The organism is Pedobacter zeaxanthinifaciens, from assembly GCF_003313335.1.
Taxonomy (GTDB): domain Bacteria; phylum Bacteroidota; class Bacteroidia; order Sphingobacteriales; family Sphingobacteriaceae; genus Pedobacter; species Pedobacter zeaxanthinifaciens.
This window is the reverse complement of record NZ_QMHP01000002.1, coordinates 348,047-365,794: the sequence shown is the minus strand read 5'-3', so window position 1 is coordinate 365,794 and position 17,748 is coordinate 348,047. Positions and strand designations below refer to the sequence as shown.

Here is a 17,748-nt window from a genome sequence, read left to right as displayed (position 1 = left end):
ATTAGAGATCTTTTAATTTGGCTGATCATCTTTACTTACACTTAAAAATTTACGATATATTTTATCCATTTCGGCTAGCGAATTTTCGATAAAAAACTTCTTGATATGTTCGGCACTTCGGTTTGCAAATGTTTTTGCCAAAGCGGGATCATGATAGAGCTTGAGCACACTTTGCTTAAATTCCTGTTGATTACCTTGCGCAAACAAAAATCCGTTAACGCCGCTTGTTATCAGCTCTTTATGTCCCCTGTCTACCGTAGCTACCACTGGAACGTTGTTAATCATAGCTTCTGCCAAAGCCAATCCTAAACCCTCTTGCCTACTGGCGGAGATACTGATATTTGTTATCGAGAGCAGCTCATTGATATCTTTTCTAAAACCTAAAAAATGCACTGTATCACTTAAATTCAACTCCGCAACCAACTTTTGCATGGCCGGAAGTAAAACACCAGATCCTGCAAACAGCACCTTAAGGTTTGGAATTTGTCTTTTAATGTCGCTTAAACTTTCTATGATAAACTGATGGTTTTTGCGATAGATGAAGTTAGCCGCGTAAAACAATACGAATGAATCGCTAGGCAAGCCTAATTGTGCTTTTATCTTTTGTTTATCAATAGTATTGTCTACGTTAAACCGTTTGGTATCTACACCAATACCTGGAATATAAAAAGTTTGGCCAGCTTTAAATTTGCCGCTAGCGATATCGAAATCTTCCTTATTAATGGTTACAATGGCGTCAGTAAATCTGGAAAGGTAGCGCTCAGCCGGGTAATAAGTGGCCCAATAACCGAACGGCGCTCCTTTGTAAAAATGGAACCCATGTGCGGTGTACATCACTTTTGTACCCAATTTACGTGCTTTTTTTGCTGCTAATCTTGTAAGCGCTGCTGGAATTGGCGTATGGCAATGGATCAATTGATAGTTACCTGCATCTATAATTTGCTTCAGCTTACCATAAGCGGTAAATAGCTTGGTAGTAAATAAAGTTCGCTTAAATGGCAAATTAAATAATTGATCTATACCCTCAACTTGGCCATTTCCACGAACTTCCACAGCGGCGTGCAACTCATATCCCATTGCTTTTAACATCGCAAAATACGGCAAGTGAAATACCTGCAAATGAATATCAGAAGTGGCTACAATGAGTATACGCTTAGGCTTTTCCATTGATTTGTAATTGATTACTCACTTTTTTATAGTCTTCTTGTTCGCTAAGTGTAGGTATACGTCCTCTTTTTTTAAGGAAAAAGCCCACCCCTGTGAAAGGTAATAGCACTGCGGTGAAAGCACCTTTTGCAACAGTTACCAGCATTGCTTTTAGGTTAGGTACAAACGCATGTTTTAACAAGCTTCTATGATGAATTAAAGAGTAATAGTAGGTTTTAAGGATTTTTTTTCCTGTTACCGATACAAACTCAGAATAATAATACAACACCTGCGGCATGCTGATGTACTGCTTACCAACCAAATATCTCTGCATAAAATCTGTATCTTGTGCATGTTTCAACTTGGCATTAAAAGGTATTTTTGTAGCCGCCGCTAGCCTCACAACCGATGTACGCAAGGCGCAAGTGAGTTTAGCACCAAAACGATATGTTTTAGGTACGCCATTGCCACATCCCCTTACAGTTTCTAAGTTAAAATTTTCGTCGTAGCAGGCATTTCCGCAACTCACCAACGCTACTTCCGGAAATTGCTCAAGCAATGCAATCTGCTCCTTTAGTTTTTCAGGATGATAAAAATCATCAGCATCTAAAAAAGCTAAATATTCGCCCTCGGCAGCATCAAGCGCAGCTTGCCTAGCCACAGGGCGCCCTTTATTGGCTTCAAAATGAATGATCACGAAGCGAGGGTCGGTAAGCTGATCTAAAAACTCCTTAGTACCATCAGAGGAACCATCGTTAACGATCACACATTTCCAGTTGGTATAGCTTTGCTGTATCAGCGAATTTGTTGCTAATCCAAGTGTGTCAATGCCGTTGTATACCGGCATCATTATACTTACAAGAGGTTGATTTTGGCTCATGAAATGTACTCCATAAATTTATTTACTGTGCGCTCCAGGTCAAATTGTTGCTTTATTTTTTCAGCATTTTTTGCAAGATTTTCACGTAATTGTTCATCAAAAACTAAGCGGTCAATGGCATTAGCCAAAGCTTCGGCATTGGACACTGGAACTTTCAGGCCATTAATACCATCAATAATAAAATCTTCGTTTTTTCGCCAAGGCATACAATCGGTAGCTACACATGGTAGGCCTAAAGCCATCGCTTCTATCAAAGCCATTGGAAAGTTTTCTGTTAAAGATGGCATTACATAGATGCTTGCCTGATTGAGGTAATGTGCGGTATCCTGCTGCATCCCTAAAAAAACAATTCGTTTTTCAACGCCTAATTCTTGCGCTAATCGTTGCAATTCGGCCTTACTTGGGCCATCGCCTAAAAACCATAGTTGCCAATCGTTTTTTGCTTTTGCAAAGGCTTGCACTAAAATATGTTGCCCCTTTTCTGCTGACAACCTACCCATGCAAATGATTACTTTTTGCTTTGGTACGGCTAGTTGTTTTGGAAACGTAACCGGATTATCTAACAAGAGGATATTTTTTTGACGATACTGTTGCGCTACTTTTTGTTTTGCCGCTTCAGATAATACCAAAACGCCGCTGGCACGAGGGTAAACGTACTTATCCATCCAAGGAAAAGGCGATTGTCCTGAGCGTTGCGGATTAGAATGATCGGCCAGATAAATTTTGTTAACCAGGCCTTTCAAACAAAGGTATACGAAAGCATTAAGCCACTCGCCATTTACAATAACGGTGCATTTCCCAATGCTTTTAATCGCTTTTCTAATAAACAGCACCGACTGGATGATGTAACTAATTTTGCCACCCGATTTACGCGTTGCCTGATTTTCAATGACATTAATGGAAGGATGCAATGCATATAGTGATGGCTTTTTGTGCATTACCACCAAATAAACCTGATGCGTACCAAGTTGGGCAATTTCATTTGCAAACGTAGTAACTACCCTTGCAATGCCTCCGCCAGCTATGTTGTTAAGCACAAAAACAATTTTGTTGTTCTTTTCCATTAATTCCCTTTATAAAGTTGTGCTAATTCATCAGAACTCATGAACTGAACATCAGGCCATTTGCTTTTAATCTTGGCAAGCAATTGATCCAACAGCATGAGGTTTTCTTTACGATTGCCTTCTACCAAAGAACCAATGTAATTTACCCGATGGGTGTCAATCACGGCAGGCTTACCCCATTTAAATGCTACTTCTATACGAGCCAAACAGTCTGCAACCCACCAATCAGCTTTTCCGCGAGACGGCTCAAAAAAGCAATTTCTTACAATGTTGGTTTGACCAGTTTTAGCATCAAAGCCCGCTTTCCTGATTTTTTTATGATAATTTCTTTTACCTGATGTTATGCCCGCAGGTTCAAAAGAGTATAATTTGCCCTGCAAGGTATCTACACCTTTGGTTTGTAAGTAGCTAACCAATTGCTTGGGCGCTATGTAACATGGCGGTATAAATGACTTGGGTACGAACTCAAAGAAATCTTCAAAAATTTGCAAGCCGTGGTCAATACTTGCTTTCCAAATGCTGGTGTCTTCTGCAGCGGGATAATCGTAAGCGGCGAGCAAATATTCGGTACCGTCAAAAGTATTGTCGAAACCATACGTTCTGTGATTGAAAGCTTCACGTACAGCGCTATTTCCATTAGCTAAATGAAAGAGCCAACGTTGTTGATGGATGTGATCTCTACCATGAAACTGCGGCCGGTATAAACCAGCAAAAAACCCATCATTCCATAATGACAGCGCCCCTGGCTGCTCACGTAGAATAGTTTGATGAAAAGGCTCTACGAAATACCGCTCAAAATTATGGTGTAGGATTTCGTTAAAATCCGGGTTGGCAGTAGTAACATTAAAAGTAAATATGGCTGGCTTACCGCGGCTATCTTTATGCTTTTGCAGCACTTCAAATAATGCAGAGAGGTCATCAGCTGAGGCTAAATGATCAAATTTGCTGAAACGATCCGCTTTGATCATCGGCATTTTTTGAGAAAGGCTACGATAGATTTCAGCGGATGGCATACGGATACCGCCCCAATCATCGGATTCAAAAACTACAACTTTTGGTTGTATTCGTTGCCCTAAAAATGCCTGTGCAGTTAATGATAGCTGCTTTTTTAACTTTTGTAACATCTATCTATTACTTTTTAAACCAATCTAACAAAGCATGGCCCGTTTGCCCAATGCTCAGTATGGGATTGCTGTTGATTACTAAAACATTAATAGTTTGGAACCCTATCCTAAGCGTAAACACAATATAAACCGCTAGTAAGGGTGCGGCAATATAAATTGACCTCCGTAGCCATAAAAACGTACTTGGGTAATTTTGCACAAGCAAGAAAGCAAAGCAAAACGTCAAATAGTAACTAGGCAACAAGAAGCGGCCAACTGAGGGGATAGCCGAAAGAATATTGAAAACAATGAGCATGTACATTATCATGCAAAAACTATTGAACAATATTGGCTTTGAACTGATAAAATTACGGTGCAAAATAAAGGAGTAGCCCACAATAAATAAACTAAACCAAGCTACCACCTGCCCCTTCAAAATCACAAACCACTTAGCACCAGATTCGGCTTCCTTTAAGTTATCTGCGTAATCCTGGTTTACATAAGTAGTTAGTTTTTTATGCAAAAACTCCGGAGCATGACTCAACAAAAATTCTTGAAGACCTTGTAATTTGACAAAGCTGAACAAGAAAGAACACAGGAAAGCGTAGAAAAGTACGGTTAAGTTTTTGGTATAGGTTTTGGAAAAATACACCAAACATAGCGGTATAATGTACGAAAAGTGAAACAGGAGCGACAACGACGCAATGATGAGGTATTTGGGTCGTTTCTCCGAAAATACATAAGGCAACATGCCATAGAGAAAAACCTGCGTTGCGGTCCAAAACCTAAACCCATTGATTGCCCAAAAAGGTACCAGTAACGCTATCATTGCAAATACGATAAGCGACGCTGGCTTGATTCCATCCTCCAAGTTTTCCAATAAATACCAAAGGTTTCTTGAATAAAAGAATCCGAATATGAACGCGTAAACTCCAAATAAAACAGCGTAGTTCTCCGTAAATCTGGCGGTTACAAAGGTGATTACCGGCGCTGCAAAATCAAGGTAACTACTCTCTTCGTCCGAAAAGAAAAGTCCGAAGAAGTTTTCGGTGTTAATCTCTGTATGATTTAGCACTTTTAACTTCTCGGCATACCTGTTGGCATCCATAAACTCATCGTAAATAAAGAAATTGAGACCGTAAAACACGATGAATGCCCATACCACATTTTTCACCCACGACTCTCGATAGTTTTTCAAAGAGATAACTAACGAGGCTAATGGAGATAAAATGAATATAGCCCAAATGAAAAGACGTTCTCTGATATTATTATACATGTTAACTGGCTAACTCAATAAATTTGGCACAAACGTTTTGTATACGATACTGGTCTGCGTTAGGTATTTGTAGTTGTTGCGCATAATTACCTTCCAAAAATTCGATAAACGCCTCTGGCTTGAAACCAAAAGTTTTTACTGAAAGGATAGGCTTTTTGATAATGGCATAATCTATCAATTTGCTTGGCGATTGTTTAGGTCCGATGTTTTCGAAATTCACCACAAAATCCATTTGTTGTAGCTCTGCCAAAAGAGATAATCGAGGCAAAAATGACCTGATTTCTATTTTACCATTTGATATCTCCTGATATTTCTTTACGTGATCAGGGTTATTCGTATACACTACAAATTTAAAATCTCTATCAAGGCTCGATATAAATTCGAAAAACTCTTTAGGATCTCTAATTTTTGGAATTAGCGTACCCGCATAAGCAAAAGTAGGTACGTTATTGGGTGGTAGATTTTCTTTTAATACGACATCCTCAAACCTAAAACCTTGTGGCACCACCCTTATTTTATCTCGGTAAGGAGGATAATAAGCAGTAATTGAATCGGCTAGTGGTACCGTTATGAAATCAGCTTTCCTACAAAACCACTTCTCAAAATACTGAAAATAGAAAAGTCGTTTGAAAGTGTCATTCTCGCCGCCCATGAACGGATCGCCACAATCAGCAATCCACTTTGTGGCAATAGGATTACGCTTACTATTTGCCCATGCTGTGCCCCAATGCACCGGATGTGGCGCTGCAATAGAAATTAACAGATCATATTTTGAACGCTCTTTTTTCAATGCATTTTTCACCAAAAACATGGTTTGTATATCCGGATACATGAATAACAAGTTGAACAACCTGGCCTGAACTCGTTTAAAAAGACGTTTTATGCCACCTCCGCTAACTTTAATTTGCTGCCAAGTGGGTTTACCCAAATCCTTAATGGTAATGCCGTATTGTTGCTCAAACTCATCATGCACTTTGTTATCACGTGGCGTAATTACGGTAACCTGATGTCCATTTTTAGCAAATTCCTTTGCTAATTCGGTAGTTCTAAAAGCCCTCGGTTTATTTTCAGGATAAAATGTACGGCTAACAATCAGTATTTTTTTCGAACTCATTATAATTTTAATAATTCATCAACTATTCTCTCCGCAGCTTTACCATCCCATTTTTCTGGAATAGCGCCCGGTTTCCAATTTCCTGCAAACAGCTTGGCTAAGGCAGGTCCCACTTTTGCAGGATCTGTACCTACCAACTCGTTAGTACCCACGTCGCAGGTTTCTGGTCGCTCCGTATTGTCTCTCAAGGTCATACAAGGCACGCCCATTACTGTGGTTTCTTCTGTAATACCTCCCGAATCGGTAATTACCGCCATTGCATGTTTTACCAAATAATTAAATTCCAAGTATCCCATTGGGCTGGTTAAATGTAAATTTGGAATATCATCGAGATTAATACCACTCTCCTCTATAATGTTTTTAGTACGTGGATGTACTGGAAAAATTAGTGGTTTACCATTTGACCCAGCAATAATCGCTTCTAGCAAGGCCTTAAATTTCGCCTGCTCATCTACATTACCCGGGCGGTGGAGCGTCATCACAAAATAGTTTCCTTGGCTTAGGTTTAAGGTTTCCCAAAGTGATGGTTTTACAAATCGAGCTTCGTTTTTTCGCAAGGTGTCAATCATCACGTTACCCACAAAGAAAATTTGATCATCAGCAATACCAGTGTGTTTCAAATTATTACCTGCCCAAACTGAGGTAGTAAAAAAGTAATCGGTGATGCTATCTGTTACCATCCTATTGATTTCCTCGGGCATGGTAAGATCAAAAGAGCGAATACCAGCCTCAACGTGAGCAACTTTGGTATTTAACTTTTTAGCTACTATAGCACAGGCCATGGTAGAAGTAACATCGCCAACTACCAAAACCAAATCTGCAGGATTATTCATCAGCTCCTTTTCAAAAGCTACCATAATGGCCGCTGTTTGTTCAGCTTGGGTACCACCACCTCCGCCTAAGTGGGCATCTGGCGCCGGAATTGCCAACTCATGAAAAAATGTATCGCTCATTTTCTCGTCGTAATGCTGCCCAGTATGTACCAAACGATAGGTAATATTTGCGCCATTATCTTCTGCCTTTTTAATGGCATGTATAATGGGTGCAATTTTCATAAAATTTGGCCTGGCGCCAGCTATAAGTGTAATTTTCATGATTTAGTGAATAGAGACCTTAACCCGGATTTGATAATTAAATAATAAAGTAAATTTTGATAGCCCATTTGATAGGCTCCAATACCGATATCAGTAAGACATTGCCTTATTTCTGAAGCGATCATTGAAGTCGATTTAGCCTTATATCTGATGTTTATTTTAAAGTATTGATGTATTTTTTGCAATGCGTATTTTTTAACCATAGGTTTAATTTCGGCACTAGCGTGATGTATGGCATATTGGTACACCCTGCCGCCACATTTAAGGATATCGGCGCTATTTGCCACCACATTTTTAATATTGCTTAAACTTGCGGAAGATTCACTCTGATAATAAAAATAATGTGGTTTATCATAGTAAAGGATTCTCTTTGCATGTAAAAAGCATTTCAAAGAAAATTCCTGGTCCTCCATGAACTTCATATCGGAAGAGAAGCGTAAATTATTATGTTTGATAATGTCGGTTTTAATAAATAAGCTACAGATGTAACCTCCCATCAAATTTTCTTTGATAAAAGCCAATGGTTCGTACAGCTTTACGTTGTATTGCTTGTCGTTTAGCAACTTACTATCGCGTGTAAATACCTTTTGGTTGCGTAACCTTACCAAATCAACATTTTTGAAGTCGTTCAAATGCCTGAAAATATCTTCCATCATGTGCTCGTCTATCCAATCATCGGCATCAACGAACATGATATATTCACCAGAAGAGTTTTGCAAGCCCAAATTTCTAGCAGCAGAAACGCCCTGATTAGTTTGACTAAATAGTTTGATGCGATTATCGGCAAGCGCCAAATTTTCGGCAAGCATTTTTGATCCATCGTTAGAACCATCGTCAATTAAAACGATTTCAAAACAAGTGTAGGTTTGAGATAATATGCTTTTAACCGCTTTTTCCAAAACGTTAACAGCATTATAAAAGGGTACAATTACACTTATCAAAATCACTACACCCCCCTTTTTAATTTCATGTTTTTAATACCGAAAATTTTCTCGCCAACGGCGTTAATCCAATAAAAAGGATTCGTATATCTTACCAGAAATAAATGAACTTTGCGGTTAAAGCTGTTGGCGTTTAAATTTTTGAGCAAATTGTTAACGCCGTAGATATATTTTGCATTAAGCAAGCCAAAGGTAGAATAGTTAGGATAAACATTATCCCTTCTGAAATTTTCATTACGCAGATAAGCTTTGCTGACTATTTTTTCATTTTTAGCTCCCCCAAATACAGATTGGTCATGAATTCTGTAAAGTACCGTGAGCTTATCCATGAAATGCAGCATTATGCCATTTTTAGTTGCTTTTAACCAAAAAGGATAATCTTCCATCAGCCTGTACCGCTCATCAAAAAAACCAATTTCTGTGAAGATACTAGCGTTAAAAAATACCGATGGTGTGAATGAAATTAAATCGGCATGCAATAATGTATGATAAAGCTTTTTAGCAGTAAGCCCTTTGGAAAGTAACAAGTGATGATTTGAAGGCTTAACCGACAAATTAACTTGCTCATCTCCCACCATTTTAAAGAGCTGAATTTTTGAAAATAAAATTTTGATGTCCTTACCTTTCGTAAATTCAAAATTATCTTCAATAGCAGTTGGCAAAAGAATGTCATCGCCAGCAATAAGTTTAATCCACGCTCCTTGAGCTCTTTTGATTCCCCTATTACAGTTACCTGGAATACCCGAGTTAACTTCGGTTGTTACTATTTCAGCGTTAAAAAAACGTTCCTTATGTTCTTCCAACCACGATTTACATAACGTTACTGTATGATCACTGGAGCAATCATCACTGATAATTAATTCAATATCCTTGTACGTTTGCCCCGCAATGCTTTCCAAGGTTTCAATAACATAGGAAGCAGAGTTGTAGGTGATTAAAACAATGGAAACTAAATTTGAATTATTCATTTTCACCCTCCTGCTTTACCGTTCGCTTTTTAGAAAATCGAATTTTTGCTAAAATCTGTTTGGTATCGATACGCTTATCTATTTCGATAAATGAATAGCCAACTGACACCGCTAAGAACAAACTGCCTACAACATAGTACCAAATACCAGATAACAAGTATGACGATGCAAAGCAGCAAATACCCAGTGTCATTTGAATAAAGAAGATGGTAAGAAATTCCTTATTAAAAGAAAATCCATACTTTACTTTAGCCAACAGCACTACTTGTATGAGATAGGCCAAGTAGGAAACAAAAAATGATATGCCTAAGCCAGTTAATCCCCAAAAATAGTAGCCAATAAAGTTGAAAATAAGGATGTAGATATTAGTTACCAACTCATTCCAAAAAAATACTTTTGAATCGCCTTTGGCCAAAATAAGGAACGCCACCGCCCATGAACTTGCTTTTAAAAACATGCCCAAAGCCAACCAGTGTACCATATCATTTACAGCCAAAAACTTGTTTGAGTACAGCACAATAATGAGTACATTAACAAAGACCAAGAATATACATAAAATAGGAGCCATGATGAGCAAGCCAATTTCTGCCTGCTGATTGATTTCCTTTGTAGCCTTTTCCGTATCGTGGGCCACTCCAGCTAACCTAGGATAGTAATCTGCAGAAAGCGCAGTAAATATCAAACCAACATAGGTATTGATCATTGTGAAACCTGCGTTATACAATCCAACATCGGCCACTGAGCCCCACCTGCTAATAAAAATACGAAGTACATAGGTAGTGCCCATGGTTATTAAGCTGCTTAAACTTAACATGAATCCCATGCGCAGCATATCCTTTCCTTCTTCAAATAATTCGGCACGAGGTACAGCTACTTTTTTAACCTTCACCTTACGGGCATAAAAAGTAGTTAAAAGAAGTGCAGTTACTGCGCTTACCAGAATAGCAGGCACAATACCATCGTTTTTGAAAAAATAATATAATGGCACCGAAGTGAATAATCCTATCAGTGAGCCCAATAAACTTGATTGCGCCATGTACTTTACTTTGCGCATACCACGTAATATCACGCCTTGACCCGCACTTACTTGAGAGAGCAATAACGTAATGGATATAAGCGCAAAAGCAGCCGTGTAATTATTGTTGCCAAAACTGAGTTCGCTAAGCAACGGTGCCGTAAGCAAGGCTACTGCAAAGCCCAAAAAACCGGTAATCCATACCCAGCTCCTAAATACGGCTACTACCTTTCCAATGCGTTCTTCATCGCCAGTAGCATTGGCTTCGGCAATATTTTTTACTGCGCTAGTGGATAAACCAAAATTAGTTAAACTGGCAATAACACCAGTTGAAGAATTGAGCAAAGCATTAATTCCAATCCCCACTGGTCCCAGAAAAACCGCAATAAATTTAGAGCGCACCACGGTAATCAGAATATTAATTACCTGTACGCCACCAAATAAAGCTGTGGTTTTAAAAATGCTTTTATATCCTTCACTTTTCATTAAAAGAAACTCTTAATTGAAGCAATTACCGCGTTGATATCTTCAGTGGTCATGCCTGGCCACATAGGTATACTTAAGCTCGTATCCGCCAGTTCTTCAGCAATCGGAAAATCGCCTTTTTGAAGCTGCAAATGTGCATAAGCTTGCTGCAAATGTGGTGGTATAGGATAATGGATCAGTGTGCCAATGCCATCATTGTTTAAGTGTTTTTGCAATTCATCGCGATGTTTTGTACGCACTACATACAAGTGATACACATGGCTAGCGTTGGCATGCACTTCAGGCAAAATTAAATCGCCTACGTTTTTTAGCGCTTCATTATAACTCGCAGCTACTTCAACACGCTGTTGTGTAAACGACATTAAATGCTTCAACTTTACCGATAGGAATGCAGCCTGAAGCTCGTCTAACCTCATATTATGCCCAATTTCTTCGTTTACGTACTTCACTTTTGAGCCGTAGTTGCGCAGCCCTTTAATTCGCTCGGCAATTTCAGGGTCGTTAGTGGTTACTGCACCTGCGTCACCTAAAGCACCTAAGTTTTTACCTGGATAAAAGCTTACGCCATTTACATCGCCAAAACTACCTGTGATTTTACCGTTATAGGTAGCGCCATGACTTTGTGCGTTATCCTCCACAACATACAGTCCGTGTTGCTTGGCAATGTCCATAATCTCTGTCATTTCACAAGCCTGACCATACAAATGAACCGGCATTATAGCCTTAGTTTTAGGACCTATTGCTTTTAAAATATTTTGAGGATCAATATTGTAGGTATGCGGATTAGGCTCAACAAATACAGGCTTTGCTCCCGTGTATGAAACTGCTAAAGCTGTGGCAATGTAGGTGTTAGAAGGTACAATTACCTCGTCACCTTCACCAATATTTAATGCCTTTAAGCCTAAGTAAAGCGCATCCAGTCCGTTACTTACGCCTATAGCATGTTTAACATCATTAAACGTTGCGTACTCCGCTTCAAAATTGGTAAGGCACTTGCCCATGATATACCAGTTGCTATCATAAACCATTTGATAGGCTTTAAACATTTCCTCACGAAGTAGATCATGCTGTGGCTTGAAGTTTAAAAAAGGTACGCTCATATTTGGGTAATTGTGTTGTTTTCCAACAGCCATTTGTTATTTAAATTGTCTATAAAAGTATTTTCGTTAAGCTGGGTCAGTTTGTTGCCCTCGGTATCAACCCAAGCCACAATTTTTGCGGGGTTGCCCATTACCATGGCATGAGCAGGTACACTTTTAGTAACCACAGCACCTGCAGCTACTAAGGCGTATTTGCCAATAGTGCTTCCACCTAGCACAATAGCACCAGCACCTATAGATGCCCCTTGCTCAACTAAGGTGTGCTGAAATTCTTGGGGATATTGCTTAGAGCGTGGATATTTATCGTTAGTAAAGGTCACATTTGGACCAATGAATACGTTACTTTGTAGGGTGATGCCAGTCCATAGATAAACACCTGATTTTACCGTAACGTTATCACCTATGCGTACACCACTTTCAATAAATGTATGGCAATTAATGTTACAATTTTCGCCAATTACCACATCATCCATAATTACTGCAAACTGCCAAACACGAGTATCTTTACCAATTTGCTTGCTCTTCACATCAGCTAAAGCGTGTATCATCATAATTCCCTAAACTTTAAATAGTCACTATATTCTCTGATATAATCATTCTCTGAATAGGTATGAGAAGCCATTACCAGACAAATTGACCCGCTTGAAAAGTTAATTTCAGATGCCCAAATGCCCGGCGGAATGTGCAGCCCCACATTAGGTCTATTTAGCATCACCTGTCTTTGAGTTTTACCGTCGTTAAGTAAAATTTCGTAGGCACCACTTGCAGCCACTAAAAACTGATGGCATTCTTTATGCGCATGAGCACCTCTTGATTCGCCTCCCGGGATATCGTACAGATAAAACACACGATTTACCGCAAAAGGAATAGCTTCGTCATTATTGATTGCCGTGATATGGCCATTTCTATCTCCAATTTGGTTGAGATAAATGAGCGTGCAATCGAAAACTGTTTTAGCAATCATGTTGTAGCTTTGATAAGATCTTGGTTTCGGATATAATCATCTGCATTAAACTTCATACTTGATAGATGCAGACTTAAAGAATTGGTGGAGAAATTTTCCATATGTCTCCAAGTAAAGGGAGGCAGATACAAACCGTAATAAGATCTGTTCATATGGTATTTAGTAGTGGTACCGTCTGGATGGCTAATAACCACATCAAAGCTTCCGCTCAATGCAATAATTACCTCTTCTTGTTGTTTGTAGGCATGCCCTCCCCTAGTTTCGCCTCCGGGAACATCATAAGTCCAAAACACCCTTTGAATTTCAAAAGGAATTGAATTTGGGTGTTGCAAAAAGGTCAAATTTCCCCTTGGGTCCATTACCTTTGGGAATTCAATTATCTTAACCATTAATAGTGTTTGTTTAGCTTATTGTCTGCAAATCAACCATTCTTTTAAACTCCGGATTTTTGTTGCACAACTCTTCAAAACTTCCAATTTGTGCTACGCTGCCATTATTTATGTAAATGATTTTATCTGCATTTTTTACTGTCGAAAGTTGATGGGCAATCCAAATAATTGTGGTAGTGCCTTTCAACTTTTCGATTGTTTGCTGTATTTCTTTTTCGGTAAATGAATCCATGGCCGAAGTAGCTTCGTCCATAATAAGAAAGTCTGTACTTTTAAATAACTCCCTTGCCAATGCTATGCGCTGCCTTTGACCACCGCTAAGGTTGATACCATGGGCGCCTAACACCTCATTTTCTTGCAACTTTCTATCTTTTACAAAGTCCCAAATAGCGGCATCTTTGCAGGCTTTTTCGAAAACGCTCCTATTGGTTTCATTAGCTTCGGCCCATAAGGTGACATTATTAAAAATGGTATCATTAAATATTACCGGATTTTGCGTAATGTAACCAAAGCGACTTTGGAAGGTCACCAAATTCCATTCTTTCAAATCCATGGCATCAGCCATAATTCTACCATCAGCAGGTGTAAGCAAGCCAGTAATTAAACTAATCAAGGTTGATTTACCACTTCCACTTGGCCCCACTATGGCTACCGTTTCATATTTATCAATCCTGAACGAAATGTTGCGTAGCACTTGCTGCGTTCCATAACTATACGATACATTTTCAAGCGCTAAACCATGACGCAGGTTACTGAACCTGATTCCATCCGTATATTGTTTATTGGCTTCCAAGGTATTTATTAGCTGCTCGGTACTTTCCAATGATCCCGCTACACCTAAAAATGAGTTCCAGGCTGTTTGGTATTGCATTAAACAGGATAAGGCCCTGTAAAAAAACAATAAGCTCACTAATACCGTGGCCAACTGTTCTTTTAAAACAAGTGCCTGTATGGCAATAACCGCACTCAGCACAATAATACTCATGGGTTCCCTAGAAGCACTTAGAAAAACGGACATTGTGCCTATCCGCTTATTTTTATTTTCGATCTCAGTAACTTGAGCATCTAATTTTGCTCGATACTTTGCCGCCGTGCCAGTAGCTCTCAAATAACTGTACGATGAAAAATAGTCGGCAATTAGGCCTTGAAATTTGCCACTTCCATCAGTAAGCTGACGAGATATGGCTTTGGTTTTGCGATACACTTTGCCGTAAACAAAATCAACAATTAAGCCGCCAGCACAAACCATTAGCGCAAATTTCCAATTCAACGTAAATGCAAAACCTACGTAAACGAGTACCAAAATCAATTGCTGAAATGCCAAAAAGTACGATTGGCAGGCTTTTGCAACGCGTTCAATTTCGGTAGTAATAATGTTATGAATTTGTCCTTGATCGCATCCGGCGAAGTATTCGTACTTGGTTTCGTTTAAGGAACTAATGCTAGCTAACCTTACTGTTTTGATGAAATACTGCTGTGTAGCTACTTGATAAGCACCTTTAAAATAATAAACAACGCCTTTAAGCGAAAAAAATGCAACCAATAGCAACAATACCGTGTTAAGGTTAAGCTGTATGCCGAAGTATTCGATCCAATTATTTATTTGGGCTAGGTCAGCGTCTCCCTTAAAGCTTTCGCCAGCAGCTATGTACAGCAAAGGCAAAAACATCGTTAAACCCAAACCATCCAACATGCCCACCAAAATGTTAAGTAATACCACAACAAACACCCTCTCTTTTAGGTATTTCCTAAAAAAGGTAAAGTAATAAATGCGTTTGTTAAGGTTACTAATCATGCTGCTAGTCTTTTGAGAACCAGTTTGACATTTTTTTAGACATCGGTTGTTTTTCCACTGCGGCATGGTAACCATAGCCATACTGTTTATTGAAAACTACTTCCATGTCATTATAAATTACATAGGCTTTCTTCATCAATCCTTTTTCAATAAGGCTGTTCAAATAATCTATTGAACTCCATTCAGAATTTAAGTGTCTGAAAATGTAGAAGTTGATATCTGCTATCTTAAAAATATCGATGGTTTCCGATACGAAGCCAGCAGGCGGGCAGTCTAAAATTACCACATCGTAGCGTTCACGGAGTTCCTTTATCATTTCTACAAACGTTGGGCGAACAATTAACTCGGCCGGGTTAGGAGGTAGCGGACCAGATAATAAAATATCCAGATTTGCGTGTCCAGAGGATTTAACCAAATCGTCTATTGCACCATTTCCAATCAAATAATTACTTACGCCAAAGTCGTTTGTTAAATTGAAACTTTCCGCAATTTTTGGCATACGTAAGTCCATACCAACCAAAATGGTTTTCTTTCCACTTAAAGCATAAATTGAAGCGGTGTTAATAGAGCAGAAGGTTTTACCCTCCCCGGCTTTTCCACTGGTGAAAGAAATCACCAAGCTGTCTTGCTGTTCGTGTAAAAACTGTGTACTGGCCCTTACGCTTCGGAAATTTTCGCTGATAAAAGAACGGGGCGAATTGAGCACAACAGCGCTGCCCTCTCTGCCAAAATTTCTAAAAATTACACCAACAAGTGGTGCAAGCACACGTTTTTCTAATAATTTAACATCGTATATTTTATTATCGAAAGAGTTTCTAACGAAAATGACCAGCACTGGTATCAAAATACCTAAACAAAATGCGATGATATAATTCCTACTTGATATAGGAGATAAAATACCGCCTACTTGTCGGGATAAATCCAACACCTGACTAGAAGGTACATTACTTGCACTGGTTATTTCAGCTTCTGAACGTTTCTGCAATAAGTAAGTGTAGATATTTTCGCTGATGTTGAACTGCCTTTGAATACTCAACAAATTACGTTCAACCTGTGGCAATTGATCTAGCTCGCCACCTAACTGCGCAATGCGATTATTGTTATCCTTTAGTGATAAATTTGCTGCGTTTAATGATCGTTTTAAGTTTTCGCGTACAGCCGAAAGCAAACTGTTGTACTTAAATTCCAAGTCTTTCAACACTTGGTTTTCTGGCGATAACACTTGTCTTAGCCTTTCGCGTTTGCTTTGGTTCTCTAGCAATTCAGGGATCAGGCTTTCCAGAACCGTTTCTTCAATTCCAATGGAGGATGGTACCACAAGCTGACTTACCCTATCCTGCTCCAAGTAAGCCAATGTGCTTTGATAGTATTTGATTTTTAGGCTAATGGCAGCGCTGTTATCTTGCAGTGATCCTAAACGTGTATAAACTGCGCTTCCCTGCTCCTTCAAATCAAAACTTTCATTTCTGGTACGGTATGATTGTAGCTTATCTTCAAAGAAAACCATTGAATCGGTAATACTTTTAAGTTGTTCTTTGATAAAAGCAGCTGTATTAATTGAAGTTTGGTTCTTTACTTTCAGTTCTCTTTCCTGATAAACTTGGATTAACTTATTGATGTAGGTTTTATCCTTATCAACCATTTGGCTTTCTAAACCGAGTGATAAGATAGATGATTCTTTCTTCAGTAATTCTACCTTCATCCTTTTGCTGTAGGCCTCGGCAAGGTCAAAATCAGAACGTAGCCTAAACGAGAAATCTCTACTGTTTTTGCGTTCATTGTTTACCTTCACAATCCTAAACCGGTAGTTTGTTCCAGTAATCCACTCGTTTAAACGGTACTCGCCTGTTATTTCCAGCTTTTTCAAGTCCAACACTCCTTTTTTATCGGGCGTTAGTGGAATATAAAGTGCCATCGAGTTATTACTGATATTGATAGAGAAACGATTCGCATCTGCAAACGCCAATTGTATCTCGCCCCCTAACAACTGACGGTGATTCCAGTCTACTTCAACCGCATACGGTAGTGAGTGGTACACCTCATAATGTCGCCAAAAATTTTCCTGAAAATACTCTACATTAAAGTCAAGCTGTTTAACTGCTGTTAACGCCAACGTAAATGAATTTAAAATGGCAATCTCATTATCTATACTATTTGGCATTTTTATACCAATCGTTTGAAATAAATCAACCGACTCGGCATTTTTATCCTGCTTGATTTCTAAAGTAGCCTTAACCTGATAAGTTGGGTTGGTTGTTTTTAAGAATACGTAGGCAACACATAGGTTCACAAAAACAAAAACCAAAATGTAAGGCCAAATCTTAATTACATCGGCAAATAGCTTTTTAATATCACTGTTTTCATCAACCCCACCTTTAGGTTTGGCAATCGTATGTATATTTTCTTGCTTCAT

At 38.9% G+C, this 17,748-nt stretch carries 16 protein-coding genes; all 16 read right to left on the bottom strand.

Going from position 1 to position 17,748, the window contains the following annotated elements:
* Positions 1 to 12: 12 nt before the first annotated feature.
* Genes DUT68_RS04150 through DUT68_RS04075 form a run of 16 tightly spaced genes read right to left on the bottom strand, consistent with a single transcriptional unit; the run spans position 13 to position 17,748 of the window.
* Positions 13 to 1,167, bottom strand: coding sequence for a glycosyltransferase family 4 protein (locus DUT68_RS04150; RefSeq protein WP_113636022.1), 1,155 nt, complete (start codon positions 1,165 to 1,167; stop codon positions 13 to 15).
* Positions 1,154 to 2,026 carry a glycosyltransferase family 2 protein gene (locus DUT68_RS04145; protein ID WP_113636020.1) on the bottom strand — a complete coding sequence of 291 codons (873 nt, stop codon included), beginning with the start codon at positions 2,024 to 2,026 and terminating at the stop codon, positions 1,154 to 1,156. The genes DUT68_RS04150 and DUT68_RS04145 overlap by 14 nt, the downstream gene beginning before the upstream one ends.
* Positions 2,023 to 3,090, bottom strand: a complete 1,068-nt coding sequence (locus DUT68_RS04140) for a glycosyltransferase (protein WP_113636018.1) — start codon at positions 3,088 to 3,090, stop codon at positions 2,023 to 2,025. The genes DUT68_RS04145 and DUT68_RS04140 overlap by 4 nt, the downstream gene beginning before the upstream one ends.
* The gene (locus DUT68_RS04135; protein ID WP_113636016.1) at positions 3,090 to 4,214 is read right to left on the bottom strand and encodes a hypothetical protein; all 1,125 of its coding nucleotides are present in this window, start codon (positions 4,212 to 4,214) and stop codon (positions 3,090 to 3,092) included. Before DUT68_RS04135 ends, DUT68_RS04140 begins: the two co-directional genes overlap by 1 nt.
* A 7-nt stretch (positions 4,215 to 4,221) precedes the next feature.
* Positions 4,222 to 5,469, bottom strand: a complete 1,248-nt coding sequence (locus DUT68_RS04130; RefSeq protein WP_113636014.1) for an EpsG family protein — start codon at positions 5,467 to 5,469, stop codon at positions 4,222 to 4,224.
* A gap of 1 nt (position 5,470) precedes the next feature.
* Positions 5,471 to 6,583 (bottom strand): glycosyltransferase, encoded by a 1,113-nt coding sequence (locus DUT68_RS04125; protein ID WP_113636012.1) that lies wholly within the window; start codon positions 6,581 to 6,583, stop codon positions 5,471 to 5,473.
* Positions 6,583 to 7,677: a non-hydrolyzing UDP-N-acetylglucosamine 2-epimerase gene (gene wecB / locus DUT68_RS04120; protein ID WP_113636010.1), complete on the bottom strand. Its 1,095-nt coding sequence runs from the start codon at positions 7,675 to 7,677 to the stop codon at positions 6,583 to 6,585. Before wecB ends, DUT68_RS04125 begins: the two co-directional genes overlap by 1 nt.
* A complete protein-coding gene (locus DUT68_RS04115; RefSeq protein ID WP_157960764.1) occupies positions 7,674 to 8,624 on the bottom strand; it encodes a glycosyltransferase family 2 protein in 951 nt (316 codons plus the stop codon). The genes wecB and DUT68_RS04115 overlap by 4 nt, the downstream gene beginning before the upstream one ends.
* Complete coding sequence (locus DUT68_RS04110) at positions 8,624 to 9,586, bottom strand: glycosyltransferase (RefSeq protein WP_113636006.1); 963 nt, start codon at positions 9,584 to 9,586, stop codon at positions 8,624 to 8,626. The genes DUT68_RS04115 and DUT68_RS04110 overlap by 1 nt, the downstream gene beginning before the upstream one ends.
* Positions 9,579 to 11,087 carry an O-antigen translocase gene (locus DUT68_RS04105; RefSeq protein WP_113636004.1) on the bottom strand — a complete coding sequence of 503 codons (1,509 nt, stop codon included), beginning with the start codon at positions 11,085 to 11,087 and terminating at the stop codon, positions 9,579 to 9,581. Before DUT68_RS04105 ends, DUT68_RS04110 begins: the two co-directional genes overlap by 8 nt.
* On the bottom strand, positions 11,087 to 12,187 hold the full coding sequence (locus DUT68_RS04100) for a DegT/DnrJ/EryC1/StrS family aminotransferase (RefSeq protein WP_113636310.1): 1,101 nt from the start codon (positions 12,185 to 12,187) through the stop codon (positions 11,087 to 11,089). The genes DUT68_RS04105 and DUT68_RS04100 overlap by 1 nt, the downstream gene beginning before the upstream one ends.
* Entirely contained in the window at positions 12,184 to 12,738 is a 555-nt protein-coding gene (locus DUT68_RS04095; protein ID WP_113636002.1) for an acyltransferase, read from the bottom strand. Before DUT68_RS04095 ends, DUT68_RS04100 begins: the two co-directional genes overlap by 4 nt.
* The gene (locus DUT68_RS04090) at positions 12,735 to 13,151 is read right to left on the bottom strand and encodes a sugar 3,4-ketoisomerase (protein WP_113636000.1); all 417 of its coding nucleotides are present in this window, start codon (positions 13,149 to 13,151) and stop codon (positions 12,735 to 12,737) included. The genes DUT68_RS04095 and DUT68_RS04090 overlap by 4 nt, the downstream gene beginning before the upstream one ends.
* Entirely contained in the window at positions 13,148 to 13,540 is a 393-nt protein-coding gene (locus DUT68_RS04085; protein ID WP_113635999.1) for a sugar 3,4-ketoisomerase, read from the bottom strand. The genes DUT68_RS04090 and DUT68_RS04085 overlap by 4 nt, the downstream gene beginning before the upstream one ends.
* 13 nt (positions 13,541 to 13,553) lie before the next feature.
* Positions 13,554 to 15,335, bottom strand: a complete 1,782-nt coding sequence (locus DUT68_RS04080) for an ABC transporter ATP-binding protein (RefSeq protein WP_198659533.1) — start codon at positions 15,333 to 15,335, stop codon at positions 13,554 to 13,556.
* 4 nt (positions 15,336 to 15,339) lie between these two features.
* Positions 15,340 to 17,748, bottom strand: coding sequence for a GumC family protein (locus DUT68_RS04075; protein ID WP_113635994.1), 2,409 nt, complete (start codon positions 17,746 to 17,748; stop codon positions 15,340 to 15,342).